Origin of the sequence: Oceanobacillus halotolerans, assembly GCF_010993955.1 — a bacterium.
Classification (GTDB): Bacteria; Bacillota; Bacilli; order Bacillales; family Amphibacillaceae; genus Oceanibacillus_A; species Oceanibacillus_A halotolerans.
In genome coordinates, this window is sequence record NZ_WIXL01000019.1 from 1 (window position 1) to 19,449 (window position 19,449).

General features: G+C 37.3%; 15 protein-coding genes and 1 tRNA gene. 15 read left to right on the plus strand and 1 reads right to left on the minus strand.

Annotated elements, in window-relative coordinates:
* Positions 1-347 precede the first annotated feature (347 nt).
* The 14 genes from glmU to GHC26_RS15165 all read left to right on the plus strand — a co-directional run bounded on the left by glmU (position 348) and on the right by GHC26_RS15165 (position 15,532).
* Entirely contained in the window at positions 348-1,727 is a 1,380-nt protein-coding gene (glmU, locus tag GHC26_RS15100) for a bifunctional UDP-N-acetylglucosamine diphosphorylase/glucosamine-1-phosphate N-acetyltransferase GlmU (protein WP_163972088.1), read from the plus strand.
* A gap of 13 nt (positions 1,728-1,740) precedes the next feature.
* Complete coding sequence (locus tag GHC26_RS15105) at positions 1,741-2,694, plus strand: ribose-phosphate diphosphokinase (protein ID WP_163972089.1); 954 nt, start codon at positions 1,741-1,743, stop codon at positions 2,692-2,694.
* A gap of 124 nt (positions 2,695-2,818) precedes the next feature.
* A complete protein-coding gene (locus tag GHC26_RS15110; protein ID WP_163972090.1) occupies positions 2,819-3,457 on the plus strand; it encodes a 50S ribosomal protein L25/general stress protein Ctc in 639 nt (212 codons plus the stop codon).
* Between the two features lie 106 nt (positions 3,458-3,563).
* A complete protein-coding gene (gene pth, locus GHC26_RS15115) occupies positions 3,564-4,121 on the plus strand; it encodes an aminoacyl-tRNA hydrolase (protein ID WP_163972091.1) in 558 nt (185 codons plus the stop codon).
* Positions 4,122-4,229: 108 nt separating this feature from the next.
* Complete coding sequence (locus GHC26_RS15120) at positions 4,230-4,460, plus strand: anti-sigma-F factor Fin family protein (protein ID WP_163972092.1); 231 nt, start codon at positions 4,230-4,232, stop codon at positions 4,458-4,460.
* 908 nt (positions 4,461-5,368) lie between these two features.
* Positions 5,369-8,896, plus strand: coding sequence for a transcription-repair coupling factor (gene mfd / locus GHC26_RS15125; RefSeq protein ID WP_163972093.1), 3,528 nt, complete (start codon positions 5,369-5,371; stop codon positions 8,894-8,896).
* Between the two features lie 159 nt (positions 8,897-9,055).
* Positions 9,056-9,592: a stage V sporulation protein T gene (spoVT, locus tag GHC26_RS15130; RefSeq protein ID WP_318937119.1), complete on the plus strand. Its 537-nt coding sequence runs from the start codon at positions 9,056-9,058 to the stop codon at positions 9,590-9,592.
* A gap of 762 nt (positions 9,593-10,354) precedes the next feature.
* On the plus strand, positions 10,355-11,938 hold the full coding sequence (locus GHC26_RS15135; RefSeq protein WP_163972094.1) for a putative polysaccharide biosynthesis protein: 1,584 nt from the start codon (positions 10,355-10,357) through the stop codon (positions 11,936-11,938).
* Between the two features lie 3 nt (positions 11,939-11,941).
* Positions 11,942-13,393 (plus strand): bifunctional methyltransferase/pyrophosphohydrolase YabN, encoded by a 1,452-nt coding sequence (locus GHC26_RS15140; RefSeq protein WP_163972095.1) that lies wholly within the window; start codon positions 11,942-11,944, stop codon positions 13,391-13,393.
* Between the two features lie 4 nt (positions 13,394-13,397).
* Complete coding sequence (locus GHC26_RS15145; RefSeq protein WP_163972096.1) at positions 13,398-13,655, plus strand: RNA-binding S4 domain-containing protein; 258 nt, start codon at positions 13,398-13,400, stop codon at positions 13,653-13,655.
* Between the two features lie 53 nt (positions 13,656-13,708).
* Complete coding sequence (gene yabP / locus GHC26_RS15150; protein ID WP_163972097.1) at positions 13,709-14,008, plus strand: sporulation protein YabP; 300 nt, start codon at positions 13,709-13,711, stop codon at positions 14,006-14,008.
* On the plus strand, positions 14,005-14,604 hold the full coding sequence (gene yabQ / locus GHC26_RS15155) for a spore cortex biosynthesis protein YabQ (RefSeq protein ID WP_163972098.1): 600 nt from the start codon (positions 14,005-14,007) through the stop codon (positions 14,602-14,604). The genes yabP and yabQ overlap by 4 nt, the downstream gene beginning before the upstream one ends.
* Positions 14,605-14,610: 6 nt before the next feature.
* On the plus strand, positions 14,611-14,991 hold the full coding sequence (locus GHC26_RS15160) for an FtsB family cell division protein (RefSeq protein ID WP_226376963.1): 381 nt from the start codon (positions 14,611-14,613) through the stop codon (positions 14,989-14,991).
* A 157-nt stretch (positions 14,992-15,148) separates the two neighbouring features.
* Positions 15,149-15,532, plus strand: a complete 384-nt coding sequence (locus GHC26_RS15165) for a S1 domain-containing RNA-binding protein (RefSeq protein ID WP_163972099.1) — start codon at positions 15,149-15,151, stop codon at positions 15,530-15,532.
* Between the two features lie 877 nt (positions 15,533-16,409).
* Here GHC26_RS15165 and GHC26_RS15170 read toward each other — a convergent pair.
* Positions 16,410-16,483, minus strand: a tRNA-Met gene (locus tag GHC26_RS15170).
* A 309-nt stretch (positions 16,484-16,792) separates the two neighbouring features.
* Between GHC26_RS15170 and spoIIE the strand changes: the two genes are divergently transcribed.
* Positions 16,793-19,243, plus strand: coding sequence for a stage II sporulation protein E (gene spoIIE / locus GHC26_RS15175; protein WP_163972100.1), 2,451 nt, complete (start codon positions 16,793-16,795; stop codon positions 19,241-19,243).
* Positions 19,244-19,449 lie beyond the last annotated feature (206 nt).

The window sequence follows — 19,449 nt, forward strand, 5'->3', positions numbered from 1 at the left end:
GAATAATGGCCTAGGTGAGACCCCGCAGAGCGAAAAGCTCGAGGAGGCTCATCAGCCACCCGCGGTAAAGTAGACACTGTGAAAACGTAAAGTTTGAACAGATGTCGCACTTATGCCCATGGTGAAAGCGAAGTGTATTTCCGGAACGGGTAAACGCTCTAAAAATCACTTATTGCACATAATATAGATTATGCGTCGTAGGAAACAACAAAGTATGTGAAGAAATCTTTTCTGGCTATTAGCATGAACAAATCCTAAGTGTTATCCTGTAGATACCGATATGTTGAAATAGAAAAGTATTTACGGTATATTCGTAATGGATAATTAGAATGGAGGTAGGTTTGTTCATGGCAAATCGATATGCTGTTATATTAGCAGCAGGACAAGGTACTCGTATGAAGTCAAAACTCTATAAGGTTCTTCATCCTGTTTTAGGTCGGCCTATGGTTCAACATGTTATTGACCAACTTAAACCTACCAATTTAGATAAATTGGTTACAGTTGTTGGGTTTGGCGCTGACATGGTTAAGGATCATATTGGACAAACAAGTGAGTTTGTGATTCAAGAAGAACAATTAGGAACTGGACATGCCGTATTACAAGCAGAAGAATTATTAAAAGATAAAGATGGAACGACTATTGTGGTATGTGGTGATACACCCCTTATTACAAATAATACATATCAAGCATTATTTGAACACCACGAAAAGACAGGAGCCAAAGCAACTATTTTAACTGCCCAAGCACCAGATCCAACTGGTTATGGTAGAGTAGTTCGTAATGAGCAAAAAGAAGTGGAGCGGATTGTCGAACATAAAGATGCAACAGAAGAAGAGCGTGCCATTACGGAAATTAATACTGGTACATATTGCTTTGATAATAAGGCTTTATTTGAGGCATTAAAGGATGTGTCCAATGACAATGTTCAAGGCGAGTATTATTTGCCAGATGTAATTGAAATATTAAAGCAAAAACAACAAAAAGTTAGTGCTTATTTAACCCCTACCTTTGAAGAAACATTAGGAATAAATGACCGTGTAGCGTTGGCGCAAGCAGAACAGATAATGAAAAAGCGTATCAATGAAAGGCATATGCGAAATGGAGCAACATTGATAGATCCAGACAACACATATATTGGTCCAGATGTTACAATAGAGTCAGATGTTGTGATATATCCTGGTTCCATCATTACAGGTGAATCGATTATTCATTCAAATGCAGAAATAGGCCCTCATACCGAGATAACAGATTGTGTTGTAGGAGAAAAAACGGTGGTCAAACAAAGTGTTGCTACGAATAGTAAAATTGGTGCACGGGTCCAAGTTGGTCCATATGCACATATTCGACCACAAGCAGCCATTGGCAATGATGCAAAAATTGGCAACTTTGTTGAAGTGAAAAAATCGGCAATAGGAAATAATAGTAAAGTCTCCCATTTAAGTTATATAGGGGATGCAGATGTTGGGAATAATGTTAATGTTGGATGTGGCACTATTACCGTAAACTATGATGGGAGACACAAGTATTTAACAACAATTGAAGATGATGCATTTATTGGATGTAATTCGAATTTGATCGCACCAGTAACGGTTGGAAAAGGTGCCTATGTTGCAGCTGGGTCTACCATTAACAAAGATGTGCCTAAAGATTCACTATCTATTGCAAGAGCAAGACAGACAAATAAAGAAGGTTATGCACAAAAATTAAAAAACAGACAAAAAGACTGACGGAGGTATAGGAATGGCGTCTACATACAAAGATGGGTCATTAAAAGTTTTTTCGTTAAATTCTAATCGTGAATTAGCAAAGGATATTGCCGATCATATTGGTGTACCTTTAGGAAAATGTACCGTTTCTTCTTTTAGTGATGGAGAAATTCAAATTAATATTGAAGAGAGTATCCGAGGCTGTGATGTCTATGTGGTACAGTCAACCAGTACACCTGTAAATGAGCATATAATGGAATTGTTGATTATGATTGATGCACTAAAAAGAGCCTCAGCGAGATCTATTAATATTGTAATGCCGTATTATGGTTATGCCAGACAGGATCGAAAAGCAAGATCAAGAGAACCAATAACTGCAAAATTAATAGCAGACCTGTTAGAAACTGCAGGTGCTGATCGTGTTATTACACTCGATTTACATGCTCCACAAATACAAGCATTCTTTGATATACCAATTGACCATCTACAAGGTGTTCCAATACTATCCGATTACTTTGCAACAAAAAATATTGATGATATTGTTGTGGTTTCCCCTGACCATGGTGGTGTATCACGTGCACGTAAAATGGCCGATCGCTTGAAAGCACCAATCGGTATTATTGATAAAAGACGCCCGCGACCAAATGTAGCAGAAGTAATGAATATTGTTGGAAATATAGAAGGAAAGACAGCGATCTTAATAGATGATATTATTGATACAGCGGGAACCATTACGTTAGCTGCAAATGCATTGGTGGAAAATGGTGCCAAGGAAGTATATGCTTGCTGTACACATCCAGTTTTATCAGGACCAGCTATGGAGAGAATTGAGAACTCAAAAATTAAAGAATTAGTCATTACAAACTCAATTCCGTTACCAGAAGAAAAGCGAATTGATAAAGTAACAGAACTATCTGTAGCTCCACTAATCGGTGAAGCAATTGTACGTGTTCATGAACTACAATCTGTTAGTATCTTATTTGATTAATTTTTAAAAGATTGGTTCCATCTTGAATAAACAACCTAGAAGACGGGTATACCCTATATGGAAGTATTTTCAAATTTTTGTCCAAAGGTAAAACCAGGTTTTAAAATAATGGAGGTTGATAAACATGGCAGTAGCACTGAAAGCAAATCAGCGTAAGGATCATGCAAAATCGACAACGAGACAAATTAGAGAAAATGGACAAGTTCCCGCAGTTGTTTATGGGAAAGATAAGGAAGTAAAATCTGTAGCTGTAGATAGTATAGAATTAATTAAAACGATACGTGAAGAAGGTAGAAATGGTATTATCTCACTGGATATTGAACAAGATAAGCCTGTGGATGTCATGCTTCACGATTATCAAATGGACCCATTAAAGGATGAACTAATCCATGCTGACTTTTATATCGTTAATATGGCAGAAGAGATGGATGTTCAAGTAGCAGTACGCGCAGAAGGGGAAGCAAAAGGTGCTAAAGATGGTGGTATCCTGCAACAACCACTGTATGAATTACAAGTACGTGCTAAACCAGGTAATATACCAGAGGAAATTACAGTGGATGTATCACAATTAGAAATTGGTGATACGATTACGGTAGGCGATTTGCCGAAAGTAGACACGTACACCGTAACAGACGAAGAAGACACTACAATTGTCACGGTGGTTCCACCAGATACTATGCAGGATGTAGAAGAGGCACCAGAAGAAGGACAAGAGCCTGAATTAGTAGAAAATACCAAGGGCGACGGTGAAGAAGAAAATTAATCAAAACGATAAATCCCTCCTATAAAGATCATGGAAATCGATTCTTCCCTTCTTATAGGAGGGATTACTCTATTGGGAAATATATAGCTAAAAGGAAGAAACCGATATGAAATGTATTGCTGGATTAGGAAATCCTGGGAAAAAGTATGAAAATACACGACATAATGTTGGCTTTATGGTTATTGATGAACTAGCCAAGCGGCATAATTGGCAATTAAATAAACAAAAATATAATGGCAATTACGCAATTGAGCGCTTAAATGGAGAGAAGGTAATGGTGCTTCAACCACAAACCTATATGAATCTCTCTGGTGAAGCAGTTCGCCCATTGCTAGATTATTTTGATATCCCAGTTGAGGATGTATTAATAATTTATGATGATCTCGATCTACCCACAGGTAAAATTCGTTTGCGGCAAAAAGGTGGCCATGGAGGTCATAATGGGATTCGCTCGGTGATTGATCATCTTGGGACAAAGGATTTTAAACGAATTCGAATTGGGGTAGGTCGTCCAATCTCACAATCGATTATTGATTATGTTCTTGGGACATTTCCTAAGTCAGAAATGGATAATGTAGCCACAAGTATTCAAAAAAGTGCAGATGCATGTGAAACATGGTTAACAACTCCATTTGACCAAGTGATGAATGAATTTAATCAATAATAAAATCATAGGATTACTAGTAAGGGTATTGTTCCACAATGCTTACGTATAATTTTTTACTTTTCGGATAAACTTTATGGTACCGAGTTTATTCGAGGGGGTTTTAGTATGTCTATTGTCTATGAATGTAGGCATTGTGGGCATGTGATTGGTGAGTTGGAAGAACAAGTTGTCGATACACAAGCACTAGGATGGGACGAATTAACAGTAGAAGAGCGAAAAGAAATGATTCACTACCAATCAAATGGGGATGTTCGCATTCATTCAATTTGCGAAAATTGTGAAGAATCCCTGGGACATCACCCAGAATACCATGAATTAGATTTTTTTATACAATGAAAGGATAAAGAACGCTACATTTGTGTAAAAAGCTTTGGTTTTATAAGGCCAAGGCATTTTTACGCTTAAACCATATAGGCTACATAAACCTATATCGGTGAAAAAGGTGCTTTCTGCATGTTAGGAAAGTATAAAATTTTAGCTCAGAAGTGGATTCGACGTGGCTAAAATTTTAATGTTCCAATTATAAGAAGGCTGTTTTATAAAAGATTGTTGCTTTCTAGTAAGAAACGTCATGCATATAAGATATATTATGCGCAGTAAATTAAACCGTTGATTTCCACTTCGGACAGTCGCTTTCACTAGGGGCATAAGTGCGACATCTGTTCAAACTATTCGTTTTCACAGTGTCTTTTTTACCGCGGGGGAGTGGTGGCCTCCTCGTGCAAACGCCCTGTGGGGTCTCACCGATCTTATACTTCCCGCAGGAGTCTACGTGTATTTCCTACGCTAGTGATGTGTTTTTTTGTTCTATATCATTATTAATGATAATCCGTTGTTATGGAGCTATGGTCAGCTAAATATTTGTTGTGAAACTATTCTAAGCAGCGGAAAATGCGAGACTCCTACGGGAAAAGGAACAGTCTGAAGACCCCACAGCGAGCGTACTTTGCTCGCGAGGAGGCTGAAGCGTTCCCCGAGGGAAAGAAAACACTGTGAAAACGACCGTTGGGAGTTTGAACAGATGTTGCCCTTGTGCCCATGGTAAAGCGAGTGTTTTCCGCTGCGGTGGTTGACCACTCATCCTATAAATGGTGATATAGATGCATGTCAAATTTCCTGCGTATAATATAGATTATGCGTAGTAGAAAACAACAAAGTATGTGAAAAGAGCCTATAAGAAAAACGAACACATTCGCTTAAGACGAGTGAATGCTAGTTTTTCTAAAATAGTCGGGGGTTTAAGCATGAAAGGGATTAACGATTATTTACAATCAAGAGAAGATATAGAATCGATTATAAGCGGTGTCTCTAGCGGATTGAACGAGCAGTTAGTGGCCGGTATATCTGGTTCTGCAAGAAGTTTACTTGTATCAGCTCTCCATCAATCTATTAATAAACCAGTATTATTAGTGACACATCAACTTTTGCAAGCACAACAGCTTTATGATGACCTAGCAGGACTTGTAGGTGATGAACATGTACATCTTTATCCTGTGAATGAACTTATAGCCTCAGAAGTGGCAATTGCTAGTCCAGAGCTTAAAAGCCAGCGGATAGAGGCATTAACAGAATGGACCCGTAAAACATCTGGGATTTTAATTGCTCCAATAGCTGCTCTTAAACGGATCTTGCCTCCTCCAGCTTATTGGAACAAGTATCAATTGCATTTTAATTTAGGTGAGACAATTGAAGTGGATACCTTTCTAAATGCATTGATTGATATGGGATATGATCGAGCAGGCATGGTCAATACACCTGGTGAGTTTAGTCAGCGTGGTGGAATTATTGATATTTATCCAGTTACAGAAGCGCACCCAATACGTATAGAACTATTTGATGATGAAATAGATTCTATACGCTATTTTGATGCCGAAACACAACGATCCTTAGAAAAAATGCAAGAAATAATAGTAGGTCCTGCTACTGAATTGTTAGTAACGGATGAAGATGTAATGAGAAGTGCGGAACGATTAGAAGCAAGTTTAGCAAATTCACTTAAAAAATTAAAAACCAACGAACAAAAGGAAGTGTTACTAGAAGCAGTAGAGCCTGACATAGAACGGCTTAAGAATCTAGAACATTTTCAAGAAATGTATAAATATATTGGGTTTTTCTATGAAAATCCTGCTAGTTTATTAGATTATTTACCAGCATCAGGCCTTGTCATTATCGATGAAATGAGTAGAATTCAAGAAACGGCTACGAATTTGGATAAAGAAGAAGCAGAATGGTTTAGCAGTATGCTAGAAGCGCATAAAGTAGTCCGAGATAGTAAATTTTCATTTGATTGGAATTCCATATGGGATCACATGAAGCATCAACGGCTTTATATGTCTGTCTTTTTACGTCATATTCCAAACACACAACCACAAAACATCGTAAACCTTTCTTCACGAGCAATGCAGGAATTCCATGGTCAGATGCATTTATTTAAAAATGAACTTTCAAGATGGGATAAAGGTGATTTTTCTGTTGTTATTTTTGCACCAAATGAGAAGCGCGCAGATAAGATTCATTCTATCTTAATGGATTATGATATTGAAGCATCCATTATGAAAGAACTGGTATTACCCGTAAAAAGGCCAGCTATTGTGATTGGTGATGTTAGTAGTGGGATTGAACTACCGATGCATAAATTAGTTCTCATTACGGAGCGGGAGTTATTTAAAAAGCAGACGAAACGTCCACGTAAAAAACAAAAAATATCCAATGCAGAACGAATTAAAAACTATCAAGAGTTAAAAGTGGGAGATTATGTCGTTCATACGAATCATGGTATTGGTAAATATATTGGAATTGAAACGCTAGAAGTCAATAATTTGCATAAAGATTATATGCTAATTCGTTATTCTGGTGATGATAAACTATATGTTCCGATTGACCAAATTGACTTAGTACAAAAATATGTTGCTGCAGAAGGTAAAGAGCCAAAGTTATATAAATTAGGTGGCAGTGAGTGGAAGAAAGTAAAACGAAAGGTACAATCCTCTGTAGAAGATATTGCCGATGATTTGATTAAACTTTATGCTGAACGGGAAGCGCGAAAAGGATATGCCTTCTCACCTGATTCTGAAATGCAACGTGAGTTTGAGGCATCCTTCCCTTACCAAGAAACAGAAGATCAATTACGATGTATTACAGAAATTAAAGAAGATATGGAAAAACAAAGGCCAATGGATCGCCTGCTTTGTGGAGATGTTGGTTATGGAAAGACAGAGGTTGCCATTCGTGCAGCATTTAAAGCAATTGCCGATGGAAAACAGGTAGCTATTTTAGTACCTACCACCATTTTAGCCCAACAACATTACGAAACCATTATGGAACGCTTTCAAGACCATGCCATTAATATCGGTATGTTAAGTAGATTCCGTACACCAAAACAGCAAAAAAATACAATTGATGGATTACGAAAAGGAACGGTTGATGTGGTGATTGGTACCCATCGACTGATATCAAAGGATGTTCATTATAAGGACTTAGGGTTACTCATTGTTGATGAAGAACAACGCTTTGGGGTAAAACATAAAGAGAAAATTAAACAATTAAAAACGAATATTGATGTATTAACGTTAACTGCAACGCCAATTCCACGTACATTGCACATGTCGATGTTAGGTGTTCGAGATTTATCGGTGATTGAAACGCCACCAGAAAATCGGTTTCCTATTCAAACATATGTACTAGAATATAATCCAGTACTGATCCGTGAAGCGATTGAGCGAGAAATGGCACGTGGAGGTCAAGTATTTTTCTTATATAATCGAGTCGAAAACATTGATAAAATGGCCCGCGATATTGGGATGCTAGTAGATGATGCAAAAGTAGCTATTGCACATGGACAGATGAATGAAACTGAGCTGGAAAATGTCATGTTTGGTTTTTTAGAAGGAGAATTTGATGTTTTAGTCAGTACGACTATTATTGAGACTGGGGTCGATATCCCTAATGTTAATACATTAATTGTGTATGATGCGGATCGAATGGGATTAAGTCAGTTATACCAGTTACGTGGTCGTGTTGGACGTTCCAATCGCGTCGCATACGCTTACTTTACGTATCAAAAAGATAAAGTTTTAACAGAAGTTGCCGAAAAACGCCTTCAAGCAATTAAAGAATTTACCGAGTTAGGATCTGGTTTTAAAATTGCCATGCGCGACTTATCTATCCGTGGTGCTGGAAACTTATTAGGCGCACAGCAACATGGGTTTATTGACTCTGTTGGGTTTGACATGTATTCGCAAATGTTAAAAGATGCAATTGATGCTAGAAAGGCTGGAAAGGAAATAGAAGATATACAGCCGTTTGAACCAGAATTATCTTTATCCATTGACGCCTATATTCCAGATACGTACATTACAGATGAAAAGCAAAAAATTGATATGTATAAATCCTTCCAGACAATCGAATCCAAAGAAGATATGGAAGATCTGCGTGATACGTTAATTGATCGATTTGGGGATTATCCAGAAGAAGTCGAACATTTATTTACCGTTTCGTCTTTAAAATATATTGCCAAACGAGAACGTGTAGCGTTTATCAACGAAAAAAGTAGGAAAAAATTAGAACTCCTTGTAGATGAAAATCGTAGTCAACAAATTGATGGTGCTAAATTATTTGAACTTGCCAATTCTTATGGACGAGGTGTTCAATTAGGAACAGAAAATAATCAATTAAAAGTTATTTTCCAATGGGATCAAGAAACGTTTCCTAAGCGGTATAAACTAGTGGAGTCATTTATGGATAAACTGTCTAGTGTCAATCGTGATAATTAGAAAATTTTTGTTGTATGTATAGTTCTTACCAAATGATCCATACTAAAAACCACAACTGGTCACTTTTACACATGATAAGAGGCCTGTCTAACTTTTTATCCATGACGTAAAAAGGAGATCAGGAATGAATCATCAAAAGAAAGTGAGGGCTTCATACAAATGAAAGCAACAGGAATCGTACGACGAATTGATGATTTAGGTAGAGTAGTAATTCCAAAAGAAATCAGAAGAACGTTGCGAATCCGTGAGGGAGACCCCTTAGAGATATTTGTTGATCGCGAAGGCGAAGTGATCTTGAAAAAATATTCACCTATAAATGAATTAGGGAATTTTGCACAAGAATACGCTGAAGCATTATTTGATTCCCTGCAATATCCAGTGCTAATTTGTGATCGGGATGAATTTATAGCTGTGGCTGGTGAATCGAAAAAAGACTACTTAAATAAACATATTGGTGAACAATTAGAAAAAACAATGGATTCTAGATCGGTCTTAAAAGAAATGGAAAAAACATCTGTTGAATTACTACAAGGAAAAGACGAAGAAGTGGACGCTTATTGCATCAGCCCCATTATCGCAAATGGTGATCCAATTGGCTGTGTGATGATTTTCTCTAAGAATGGAGATGCCTTTGGCGATGTGGAAGAAAAAGCAGTAGAAACGGCGTCCAATTTTTTAGCGAAACAGATGGAATAACACAGTACTTAACCGAAAAGGCTTCCTCAAAAGTGATCATGCTTTCTGAGGGAGCCTTTCTATTTTAGGATTAGGCTTTTTTCTAAAGGCTGTTTTCTAAAAGATTATTGCTTTTTTAAGTATGAATCATAATGAATAGTTGATACAAATTGCGACTTAACATAGTCGTCTTGATTTCCGCTTTGGACAGTCGCTTTCACCATGGGCACAAGTGCGACATCTGTTCAAACTTATTCGTTTTCACAGTGTCTTCTTCGCCGCAGGCACGGCCTCAGCCTCCTCTTTAGAAAAGCTAAAAGCGCCTTGGTCACCCCCGATTAGAAAACTTGGCTTGTCGCCAAGTGGCGAAAGCCTTAGTTGCACTTATGCAGTAAGAACGTTTTTTTCTTATCTGCCAAGCTTAAGCCGAGCCTCGGCGTGGCGCTTTTTGCGCGTAATGTGGATTGACTTAAGACCTCGAGGGGGTAGGCACTGAAGCTAGACATCGGAAGAAAACTACTTCTTGTGGGGTCTTCGGACACGTGCTGTTCCTGCAGGAGATCGATGAGACCCCACAGGGCGTTAGCCCGAGGAGGCTCACCACTCCCCCGAGGAAAGCGAAGTGTATTTCCAGAACGGATAAACACTCTATACATCGCCTTAACTTACGTCGCAATCTATAGATGCTGTGACTTATGAAACCAACAAAGTATGACAAAAGTGCCTAGTATTAATATATGCTATAATGAGATAAAATTTTGACATTATAAAAGGGCGAATCACATGAGTGATAATGAATCAAATACGTTTTTTAGAGGTGCATTACTTCTAACGATAGCAGCGTTTATAAGTAAACTATTGAGTGCAGGTTATCGAATTCCATTGCAAAATATAACTGGTGATATTGGCTTTTATGTGTATCAACAGGTATACCCAATTTTAGGAATTGCAATGGTCATGGCCTTATATGGATTTCCTTCAGCTATCTCCAAAATGACAGTAGAATTACAAGAAAAAGGGCATGGTATTTCGTTGAAGGGTTTTTACCTTCCCATTCTACTTATTCTTTTTGGTATAGGTGGTGCTGTCTTTAGCTTTTTATGGCTTAACGCTCATTTACTAGCACAATGGGTTGGAGATCCGCAACTAGCCACTATTTATCGCGTAAGTGCTTTTGTTTTTTTACTAATTCCAATTACAGCTATATTACGTGGCGTATTTCAAGGAAATAATGAAATGAAGCCAACTGCATATTCGCAAATCGGAGAACAAATCATACGCGTTGGGATTATTATTTTAGCTGCTGTATTTATAGCCATACAGGATGAATCGATTTATCAGGTTGGACAGGCTGCTGTCTATGCTTCGCTATTTGGTGCGTGTACTGCAATTGGTATTCTCGTTTTATTTTTTCAAAAACAAAAACCATATGATAAACAACAGGCTGTGATACCATGGACGTATTATATAAGAACACTTATTTCCTTAGGGGTTGTTGCAGTTTTTAATCACATGGTATTATTGATCATCCAATTTGCAGATGCATTCACACTAGTACCAAGTTTAATGGCTTCTGGAATGGAAAAGATGGAGGCTATTACAGATAAAGGTGTATTTGACCGTGGACAACCACTTTTACAATTAGGTACAGTCCTTGGTTCATCCTTTGCATTAGCTATAATTCCTTCTATTTCTAAGGAAAAACTGGAACAGAAGCAAGCACAATTTACCCATTTTATACAAAATGCCCTATTAGTTAGTTTTTACTTATCATTAGGTGCTACTGTTGGTTTAATAACGATATTTCCTTATGCCAATCAATTGTTATATCAAAATACAGATGGAACAGTTTATTTACAAATCTTGATGGTAGGAATCTTTTTATGTTCGATTGGGATAACAGCTGCCTCGATCTTACAAGGGTTAGGCTATATTAAACGGACAGCAGGTTTTATTGTTATTGCCTTTTTTGTTAAATGGGTCACCAATCAATTACTAGTACCACTTTTGGGGATTACAGGTAGTTCAATTGCAACTATTATAAGCTTACTCGTGTTATGTATATTGGTGTTTATAGAACTAAAACGAAAGGTACCAACATTACATTTTTGGAAGAAAATCAATCTACCTGCATTGACAATTGCAGTGGGTGTGATGGTTATGTATCTTCTCTTTGTCAATTATCTTTTCTCATTTTTGACGATAACATCACGATTTGATCTTCTTTTATATGTTATGTTTGTTTCCGTTACAGGTGGAATCCTTTATCTATATTGCTTATTAAAAGGCCGAGTGTTTACCGATGAAGAATTACAGATGATACCGTTCGCATCACGTTTTATGAAATTACATAATGGGAGGAACTAATGAATGGGAAAAATTGATGTAATAGGATTAGGTGCTGGTGATCTTAATCAGTTACCTGTTGGTATTTATAAAACATTAACAGAAACACAAGCCGATATTTATACAAGAACGATCGATCATCCTGTTGTAAAAGCATTACAAAATGAAGACGTAAAATTTATATCATTTGATGGAATCTATGAAGCAGAAGATCAATTTGAAAAGGTGTATGAGCGGATTGTAGATACTTTATTGGATGAGGCGAAAAAACGTTCAACTTCTATCATTTACACCGTACCAGGTCACCCGATGCTTGCTGAAAAAACGGTACAACTGTTATTGGAACAATCTGAAGCAGAAGTTTCCATCCTTGGTGGGCAGAGTTATTTAGATGATCTTTTTACAGCATTACAAATCGATCCAATTGAGGGCTTTCAGTTTGTAGATGGCATGGAATTTGATCGAGCGAACATCAACTACCAACAGCATCTTATTTTTTGCCAAGTATATGATCAGATGATTGCTTCTAATGTGAAGCTAGCTTTATTAGAAGACTTGCCACCTGATTATGAGATCACCATTGTGGAAGCAGCGGGGACAAGACAGGAAAAAATACAAACCGTTTCATTAGCTGACCTAGACCGTTCTATTGCCTTAAGCAATTTGACTACCGTTTATGTTCCACCAGCATCGAAGAACCTATTAAATCATACCTTTACAAGATTACACGAAGTAATTGCGACATTACGTTCCCCTGATGGTTGTCCATGGGATCGAGCACAAACTCATGAAAGCTTACGGCCATATGCCATCGAGGAAGTGTATGAACTAATAGAGGCTATAAACAATGAAGATGATGAAAACTTAATTGAAGAATTAGGTGATGTATTATTGCAAGTGATGCTACATAGTCAGATTGGGGAAGATGATGGATACTTTACGATTGACGATGTAATTCACTCGATTACAACAAAGATGATTCATCGCCATCCGCATGTGTTTCAAGATGTAGAAGTTAACTCAGTTGATGACGTCTATAAAAATTGGGAAGAGCTGAAAAAGGAAGAAAAAGGGGAGCAGCGGCAATCTATATTAGATGGTATTCCAACCAGCTTACCGTCTCTAGCTAAAGCATATAAACTACAGAAGAAGGCTGCTAAGGTTGGTTTTGATTGGAAAGAAAGTGATCCTATATGGGAGAAGCTCCAAGAGGAAATCGATGAATTTCAGGAAGCTGTTCATGAGAAGGATCAAACGGAAACGGAAAAAGAGCTGGGTGATGTGTTGTTTGTCATTGCTAATATAGCAAGGTATTATAAAATAAATCCAGAAATAGCATTAGAGCAAACCAATCAAAAGTTTCGTTCCAGGTTTTCTTATATTGAAGAACAATTGCAAAAAGAAGATAAGGATATTCACCATACATCTTTAGAAGAAATGGATTACTATTGGAATCAAGCAAAGGAGAGGGAATAGTAGTATGCGCTTAGATAAATTTTTGAAAATTTCTCGTCTTATTAAACGACGTACCTTAGCAAAGGAAGTAGCAGATCAAGGACGAATTACTATTAATGGAAATAAAGCGAAAGCATCATCCACTGTATCAGTTGGGGATGAACTCGTTATTCAATTTGGTCAAAAGCTAGTAACCATTGAAGTAAAAGCATTAAAAGAGAATGTGAAAAAAGATGAAGCAGACATGTTATATAATGTTATGAAAGAAGAACGAAAAGAGTAGTTCTATCCTTGTCCCTCCTATCATACAGTAGTAATGATAAGGAGGGTTTTAACATGAACTACAATGATAAAGAACCAAGCACACATGTCAGTCAAGATCATTTTTTGAAAGTGAATAATCGAAAAAACATAGAAATTACAGGTGTTAAAGAAGTAGATAGCTTTGATAATGAAGAGTTTTTACTAGAAACTGTTATGGGTTATCTAATCGTGAGAGGTCATAACCTACATTTACAAAACCTAGATGTTGGGGAAGGAATTGTAGCGATAAAGGGAAGGATCTATGAGCTATCCTATGTAGATGGAGATCAACAGGAGAAAGCTAAAGGATTCTTTAGCAAGCTATTTAGATGACATTATCTGTCCAGTTCATGACGATGATTGTGATGACATTAGGTGGTTTCTATCTAGGGATGGCACAGGATACTTTTCGTCGTTTTTCCATCCATTGGGAGAAACGAGTCATCCTTCCCTATGTCATGGAAGTGAGTTTTTGGCTAACCCAAACCTTGTTATTATTTTATTTGTTATTTTTGGTGAATGCAGGAGAACTTAGGGTTTATGTCTTTCTTGCTTGCTTACTAGGTTTTGCCGCTTACCAAGCTTTAGCTGCAACGCTTTATAAGCGTTTATTAGAACGAATGATAAACATTTGTACAACGGTTTATCGTTTTTCCGCAAGAATGGTACATGCAATTATTATAAAACCGATTACATTTCTTATTGGAATCGTCGTAACTTGTGTTTTATTTTTGCTCCAACTATTATGGAAGATTCTTCAGAAATTATTAAAAGGGGTATACCTTCCACTGAAATGGACTTTAAAACAACTATATCGTATTCTTCCAAAGTCATTTAAAAAGTTTTTGCACAAATTAGCAGGATTTTATAGTAAAATGAAGAATATAGTATTAAAATCAGTGGACAAGCTAACGTCGTGGAGGAGGTAGTACCCTGTGCCTGCAAATAGAAAAACGGTTACAAGATTAGATTCGAACTATATGCAAGAGTACGATGCATACATAGAAAGACAAAGGCGAAAAAAGAAACGTCTCGTACGTCGTCTTGTATTATTTTCGATTATCGTCATGATTGGCATTGGAAGCATGGCTACCTATCATGTGAAGCAGCGTACGATACATGCTGAAAAAGTAGCAGAGTATGAGCAGTTGGAAGAGGAATTGCAAAACTTGAAAAATGAAGAAACAAATTTGCGGGAAGAAATGGAATTGTTAAATGATGAAAGCTATGTGTTAGAAATAGCCCGTACGAACTATTTTTTCTCTAAAGAAGGCGAACTTATTTTTAAAGTACCGAATGATGACCCTGCATATTGACACACTTTTACAAGCTTAGCTATAATATATAGTAAGTATATATCATACCTTTGTATCAACTTTGATGATGCGAACGTTGAATATACAAAAATCTTTCGTTACATTCTAAAAGACGAGAGAATAGTTTCTAACAATTCTAAGGAGGAGCATTTTTTTTATGTCAATCGAAGTAGGCAGCAAGCTGCAAGGAAAGGTAACTGGTATCACTAATTTTGGTGCTTTTGTGGAAATCGAGAAAGGGAAGACTGGACTTGTTCACATTAGTGAAGTTGCCGATAACTATGTAAAAGACATTAATGAACATCTTAGTGTAGGTGAAGAAGTTAAAGTAAAAGTGATTAATGTCGAAAAGGATGGAAAGATCGGGTTATCCATTAAAAAAGCAAAAGAAAAACCAGTAAGACAAAAAACTTCTAGAGATCGAGCTGAGAACTTTGAAGCAAAAATCAGCCGTTTTCTAAAAGACTCAGAAGACCGTCAAGCCTCTTTGAAGAAGCACACGGAATCTAAACGTGGAGGTCGAGGTGCTAAAAGAGGATAGCAGTTTTGCTGTCTATAGAGAATAAATATGCTCTATGTCATTCATATAAGGTTCGTTGGATTTTAGGAATGCAAAAATACACCCACTACTTTTCACTGTAAAAAGCGGGTGTATTTTTTTTAAGCCTCTTTTCGCATACGCTGTTGTTTTTTACGTCGTATAATCTATATTGTGCGCAATAACTGATGCTTAGAGCATTTATCCGTTCCGGAAATATACTTCGCTTTCCACGGTTGGCTGCTGAGCCTCCTCAACTCGTTCCTCGTTTGCGGGGTCTCATCTAGGCCTTTCCTCCCGTTGGAGTCTACGTATATTTCCTCCACTGATATGAACAACATTTCCTATTATATATTATGTTTATACGATAGTTGATTGGAGCGTAGGACAGTCGACTCCTGCGGAAAAAACAACAGCTGAAGATCCCGCAGGAAGCGGTTTTTGCTTCCGATATCTAGCTACAGTGCCTACCCCCTCGAGGTCTTAAGTCAATCCTCACTGTGGCACAAAATGCCACGCCGAGGCTCGGCTTAAGCTTGGCAGATAAGAAAAACTTTCTTACTGCATAAGTGCAACTAAGGCTTTCGCCACTTGGCGAAAAGCCAAGTTTTCTAATCGGGGGAAACCAAGGCACTTCCGCTTTTCTATAGAGGAAGCTAAAAGCGTTGTCCGTGGTAAAGAAGACACTGTGAAAACGAATAGTTTGAACAGATGTCGCACTTATGCCCGTGGTGAAAGCGACTGTCTGGAGCAGAAATCAACAGCACTTTTTTATTGCGCATAATACATCTTATATGCATTACGTTTAACCGTTATGTTCTTTATAAAAAAGTAGTAATAAAAAAACCTGTTAAGGAATTCCTTAACAGGTTTTTTTCAATAGCGGCGGAGGGGATCGAACCCCCGACCTCACGGGTATGAACCGTACGCTCTCGCCAGCTGAGCTACACCGCCAAATAAGTCACAAGAAATATAATACAACAGGGCGTGACATGTGTCAACAGAAAATTTTATTGCCCCCCTTTTCGCTAGCCTTTAAGAAATATGTAGAAATAGGCAAAGCACTATAATACCTAGTTTCGTGCAGTTCCATTCATAGAGAAAAACAAAAATAGATACCATAGATTACGTTATTTTATGTAGAAAGCCCCCTTTCGAGTAAGAATATAGTCGAACGATTTTTGGTATACGCTCTCTTGTTTTGACAAAAAAAGAAACAAACCTATGGTTAAATAAGGGTTAATAGACGGGAGTGATATAAATATGATGGATTCAATTCCAAAAGTAGAACCAAAAACATTTGGAGTAGGAAAAAGTCATGTTGAAACAGTTCGTAGGAAACTATATACACATATGCGATCGATATTGTTTGATAAAGGATGGATCTTTTTTGCAGTTGGTTTTTTACTAGGACGAGCCGTCATTTTATCGGAGGTATCGCCCTTTGCGGTTGCCTTTTTAGCTACTATATGGCTTGTCCAGCGAGAATTCGCTGCAAAAATAATGCTAGCCTTGGTAGCTGGAGCCCTCACCTATTCCGTAGATCATGGTATTTTTGTGGCTTTAGCAATGCTGGTATTTTTATTTAGTGCAGGTATCGTAAAGAATGCTAGGAATCAACATTTTATAATTCCGGTTGTTGTATTCATATCCACTATGGCACCACGCTTATTTTTATATTCGATACAAGACCAACTATCAGCATATGAATGGATGCTACTCGTTGTCGAAGGTATCTTAGGCACCGTATTAGTATTAATTTTTATGCAAAGCATTCCATTATTATCACCTAAAAAATATAAACCCACATTAAAAAATGAAGAAATTGTATGCATGATTATTCTAATTGCTTCTATTCTAACTGGTACAATTGGTTGGGATGTATATAATGCCTCTATTGAGCAAGTTTTTTCACGGTATTTTGTTTTATTACTAGCATTTGTTGGTGGTGCTGCAATTGGATCTACTGTAGGGGTTGTGGCAGGTTTAATTTTATCTTTAGCGAATGTTGCCAATCTCTATCAAATGAGTTTGCTCGCATTTAGTGGCTTGTTAGGTGGATTGTTAAAAGAGGGACGAAAAATTGGTGTAGCAGTCGGGTTATTGGTTGGAACCTTTTTAGTTGGAATTTATGGAGAGGCTGCTGCGCTGGTACCATCTCTTATTGAATCGTTAATAGCAATTGGGTTATTTTTTCTAACTCCTGCAAGTTGGTTTAAAAAATTATCTCGTTACATTCCTGGAACAGAGGAGTATACAAATGAGCAGGAACAATACTTAAACAAAGTAAGAAATGTGACAGCCAAACGAGTAGAACAGTTTTCTAATGTATTTGAAGCATTATCTAAAAGCTTTTCCACCTCAGAAGAATTAACACAAGATGAAATGGATCAAAAACGAGAAACGGATTACTTTCTAAGTCAAGTGACAGAAAGAACTTGTCAATCCTGCTTTATGAAAGAACGCTGTTGGCAACAACAATTTGATAAAACATATACATTAATGGAAGATATAAAAGAGGAATTGGTAGATAAGGACATGCCAAACTTCATGCTACTCCGTGATTTTGAAAATCATTGTGTAAAGTCGAAAAAAGTGATTGATACGATGAAAGAGGAAATGTCCATTTTTGAAGCGAATCGGAAGTTAAAGAAACAAGTATCGGAGAGTAAACGATTTGTAGCTGACCAATTACAAGGAGTATCCGAGGTAATGGATGACTTTGCTAGCGAAATTGTGAAAGAACGTCAACATCATGAACAACAAGAAATGCAAATAACCAAAGCTTTGGATGACATGGGAATTGAATTGGAAAAACTAGATATCTATCAGCTCGAAAAAGGGAATATAGATATTGAAATAACAGCAACGTTTTATGACTATCATGGGGAAGCGCGAAAATTAATAGCACCAGTTTTATCCGATATTGTAAATGAAATGGTCGTTGTAAAGCAGGAGGATATTTCTCCATTTCCAAATGGGTATAGTTATCTATCATTTGGATCGGCAAAAGAATTTGTTGTTGAAACAGGTGTAGCCAATGCAGCAAAAGGAGGCGGTCTCATTTCAGGAGACAGTTATACAACGATTGAACTTGGTGCAGGAAAATTTGCAATGGCGATTAGTGATGGGATGGGAAATGGGAAACGAGCTAGTGAGGAGAGCAAAGAAACATTACGCTTATTGCAACAAATCTTACAAACGGGAATACCAGAAAAAGTGGCCATTAAATCTATTAATTCCATTTTAGCGTTACGAACAACAGATGAAATGTTTGCAACATTAGATCTTGCGGTTATTGATTTGCATAATGCGTTTGTCCGTTTCTTAAAAATCGGATCTACGCCAAGTTTTATTAAACGCGGACAGGAAATGATGAAGATAGAAGCTAGCAACTTACCGATGGGCATCATACAAGAATTCGATGTAGATATTGTTAGTGAACAATTGAAATCAGAGGATCTATTAATCATGATGAGTGATGGTATTTTTGATGGACCAAAGCATGTGGAGAATACAGATATTTGGGTAAAACGAAAAGTTAGAGAAATGCAAACCGATGATCCACAGGAAATAGCAGATCTCCTATTGGAGGAAGTAGTACGAACAAGATCTGGAGAAATAGAAGATGATATGACGGTACTTGTCGCCAAAGTTGTTAAAAACACACCACAATGGTCCTCGATCCCTTATTTATCCGAAAAAGCTCAATAGAAAAGAAATGCCAGGATAGGCTGATCTGGCATTTCTTTTTTTGTTGTTTAAATATCACTCTTGAATAGACTAGTTGCTCCTTAAAGGAAGGACAAGAGCCTTTATGAGGAAATGATGTAAATAGCGACGTAACTTGCGATTATGATAGTGCTATTACTCGCTTCGGAAAAACACTACGCTGATTTGTGCATTCTAATTTGTATCAT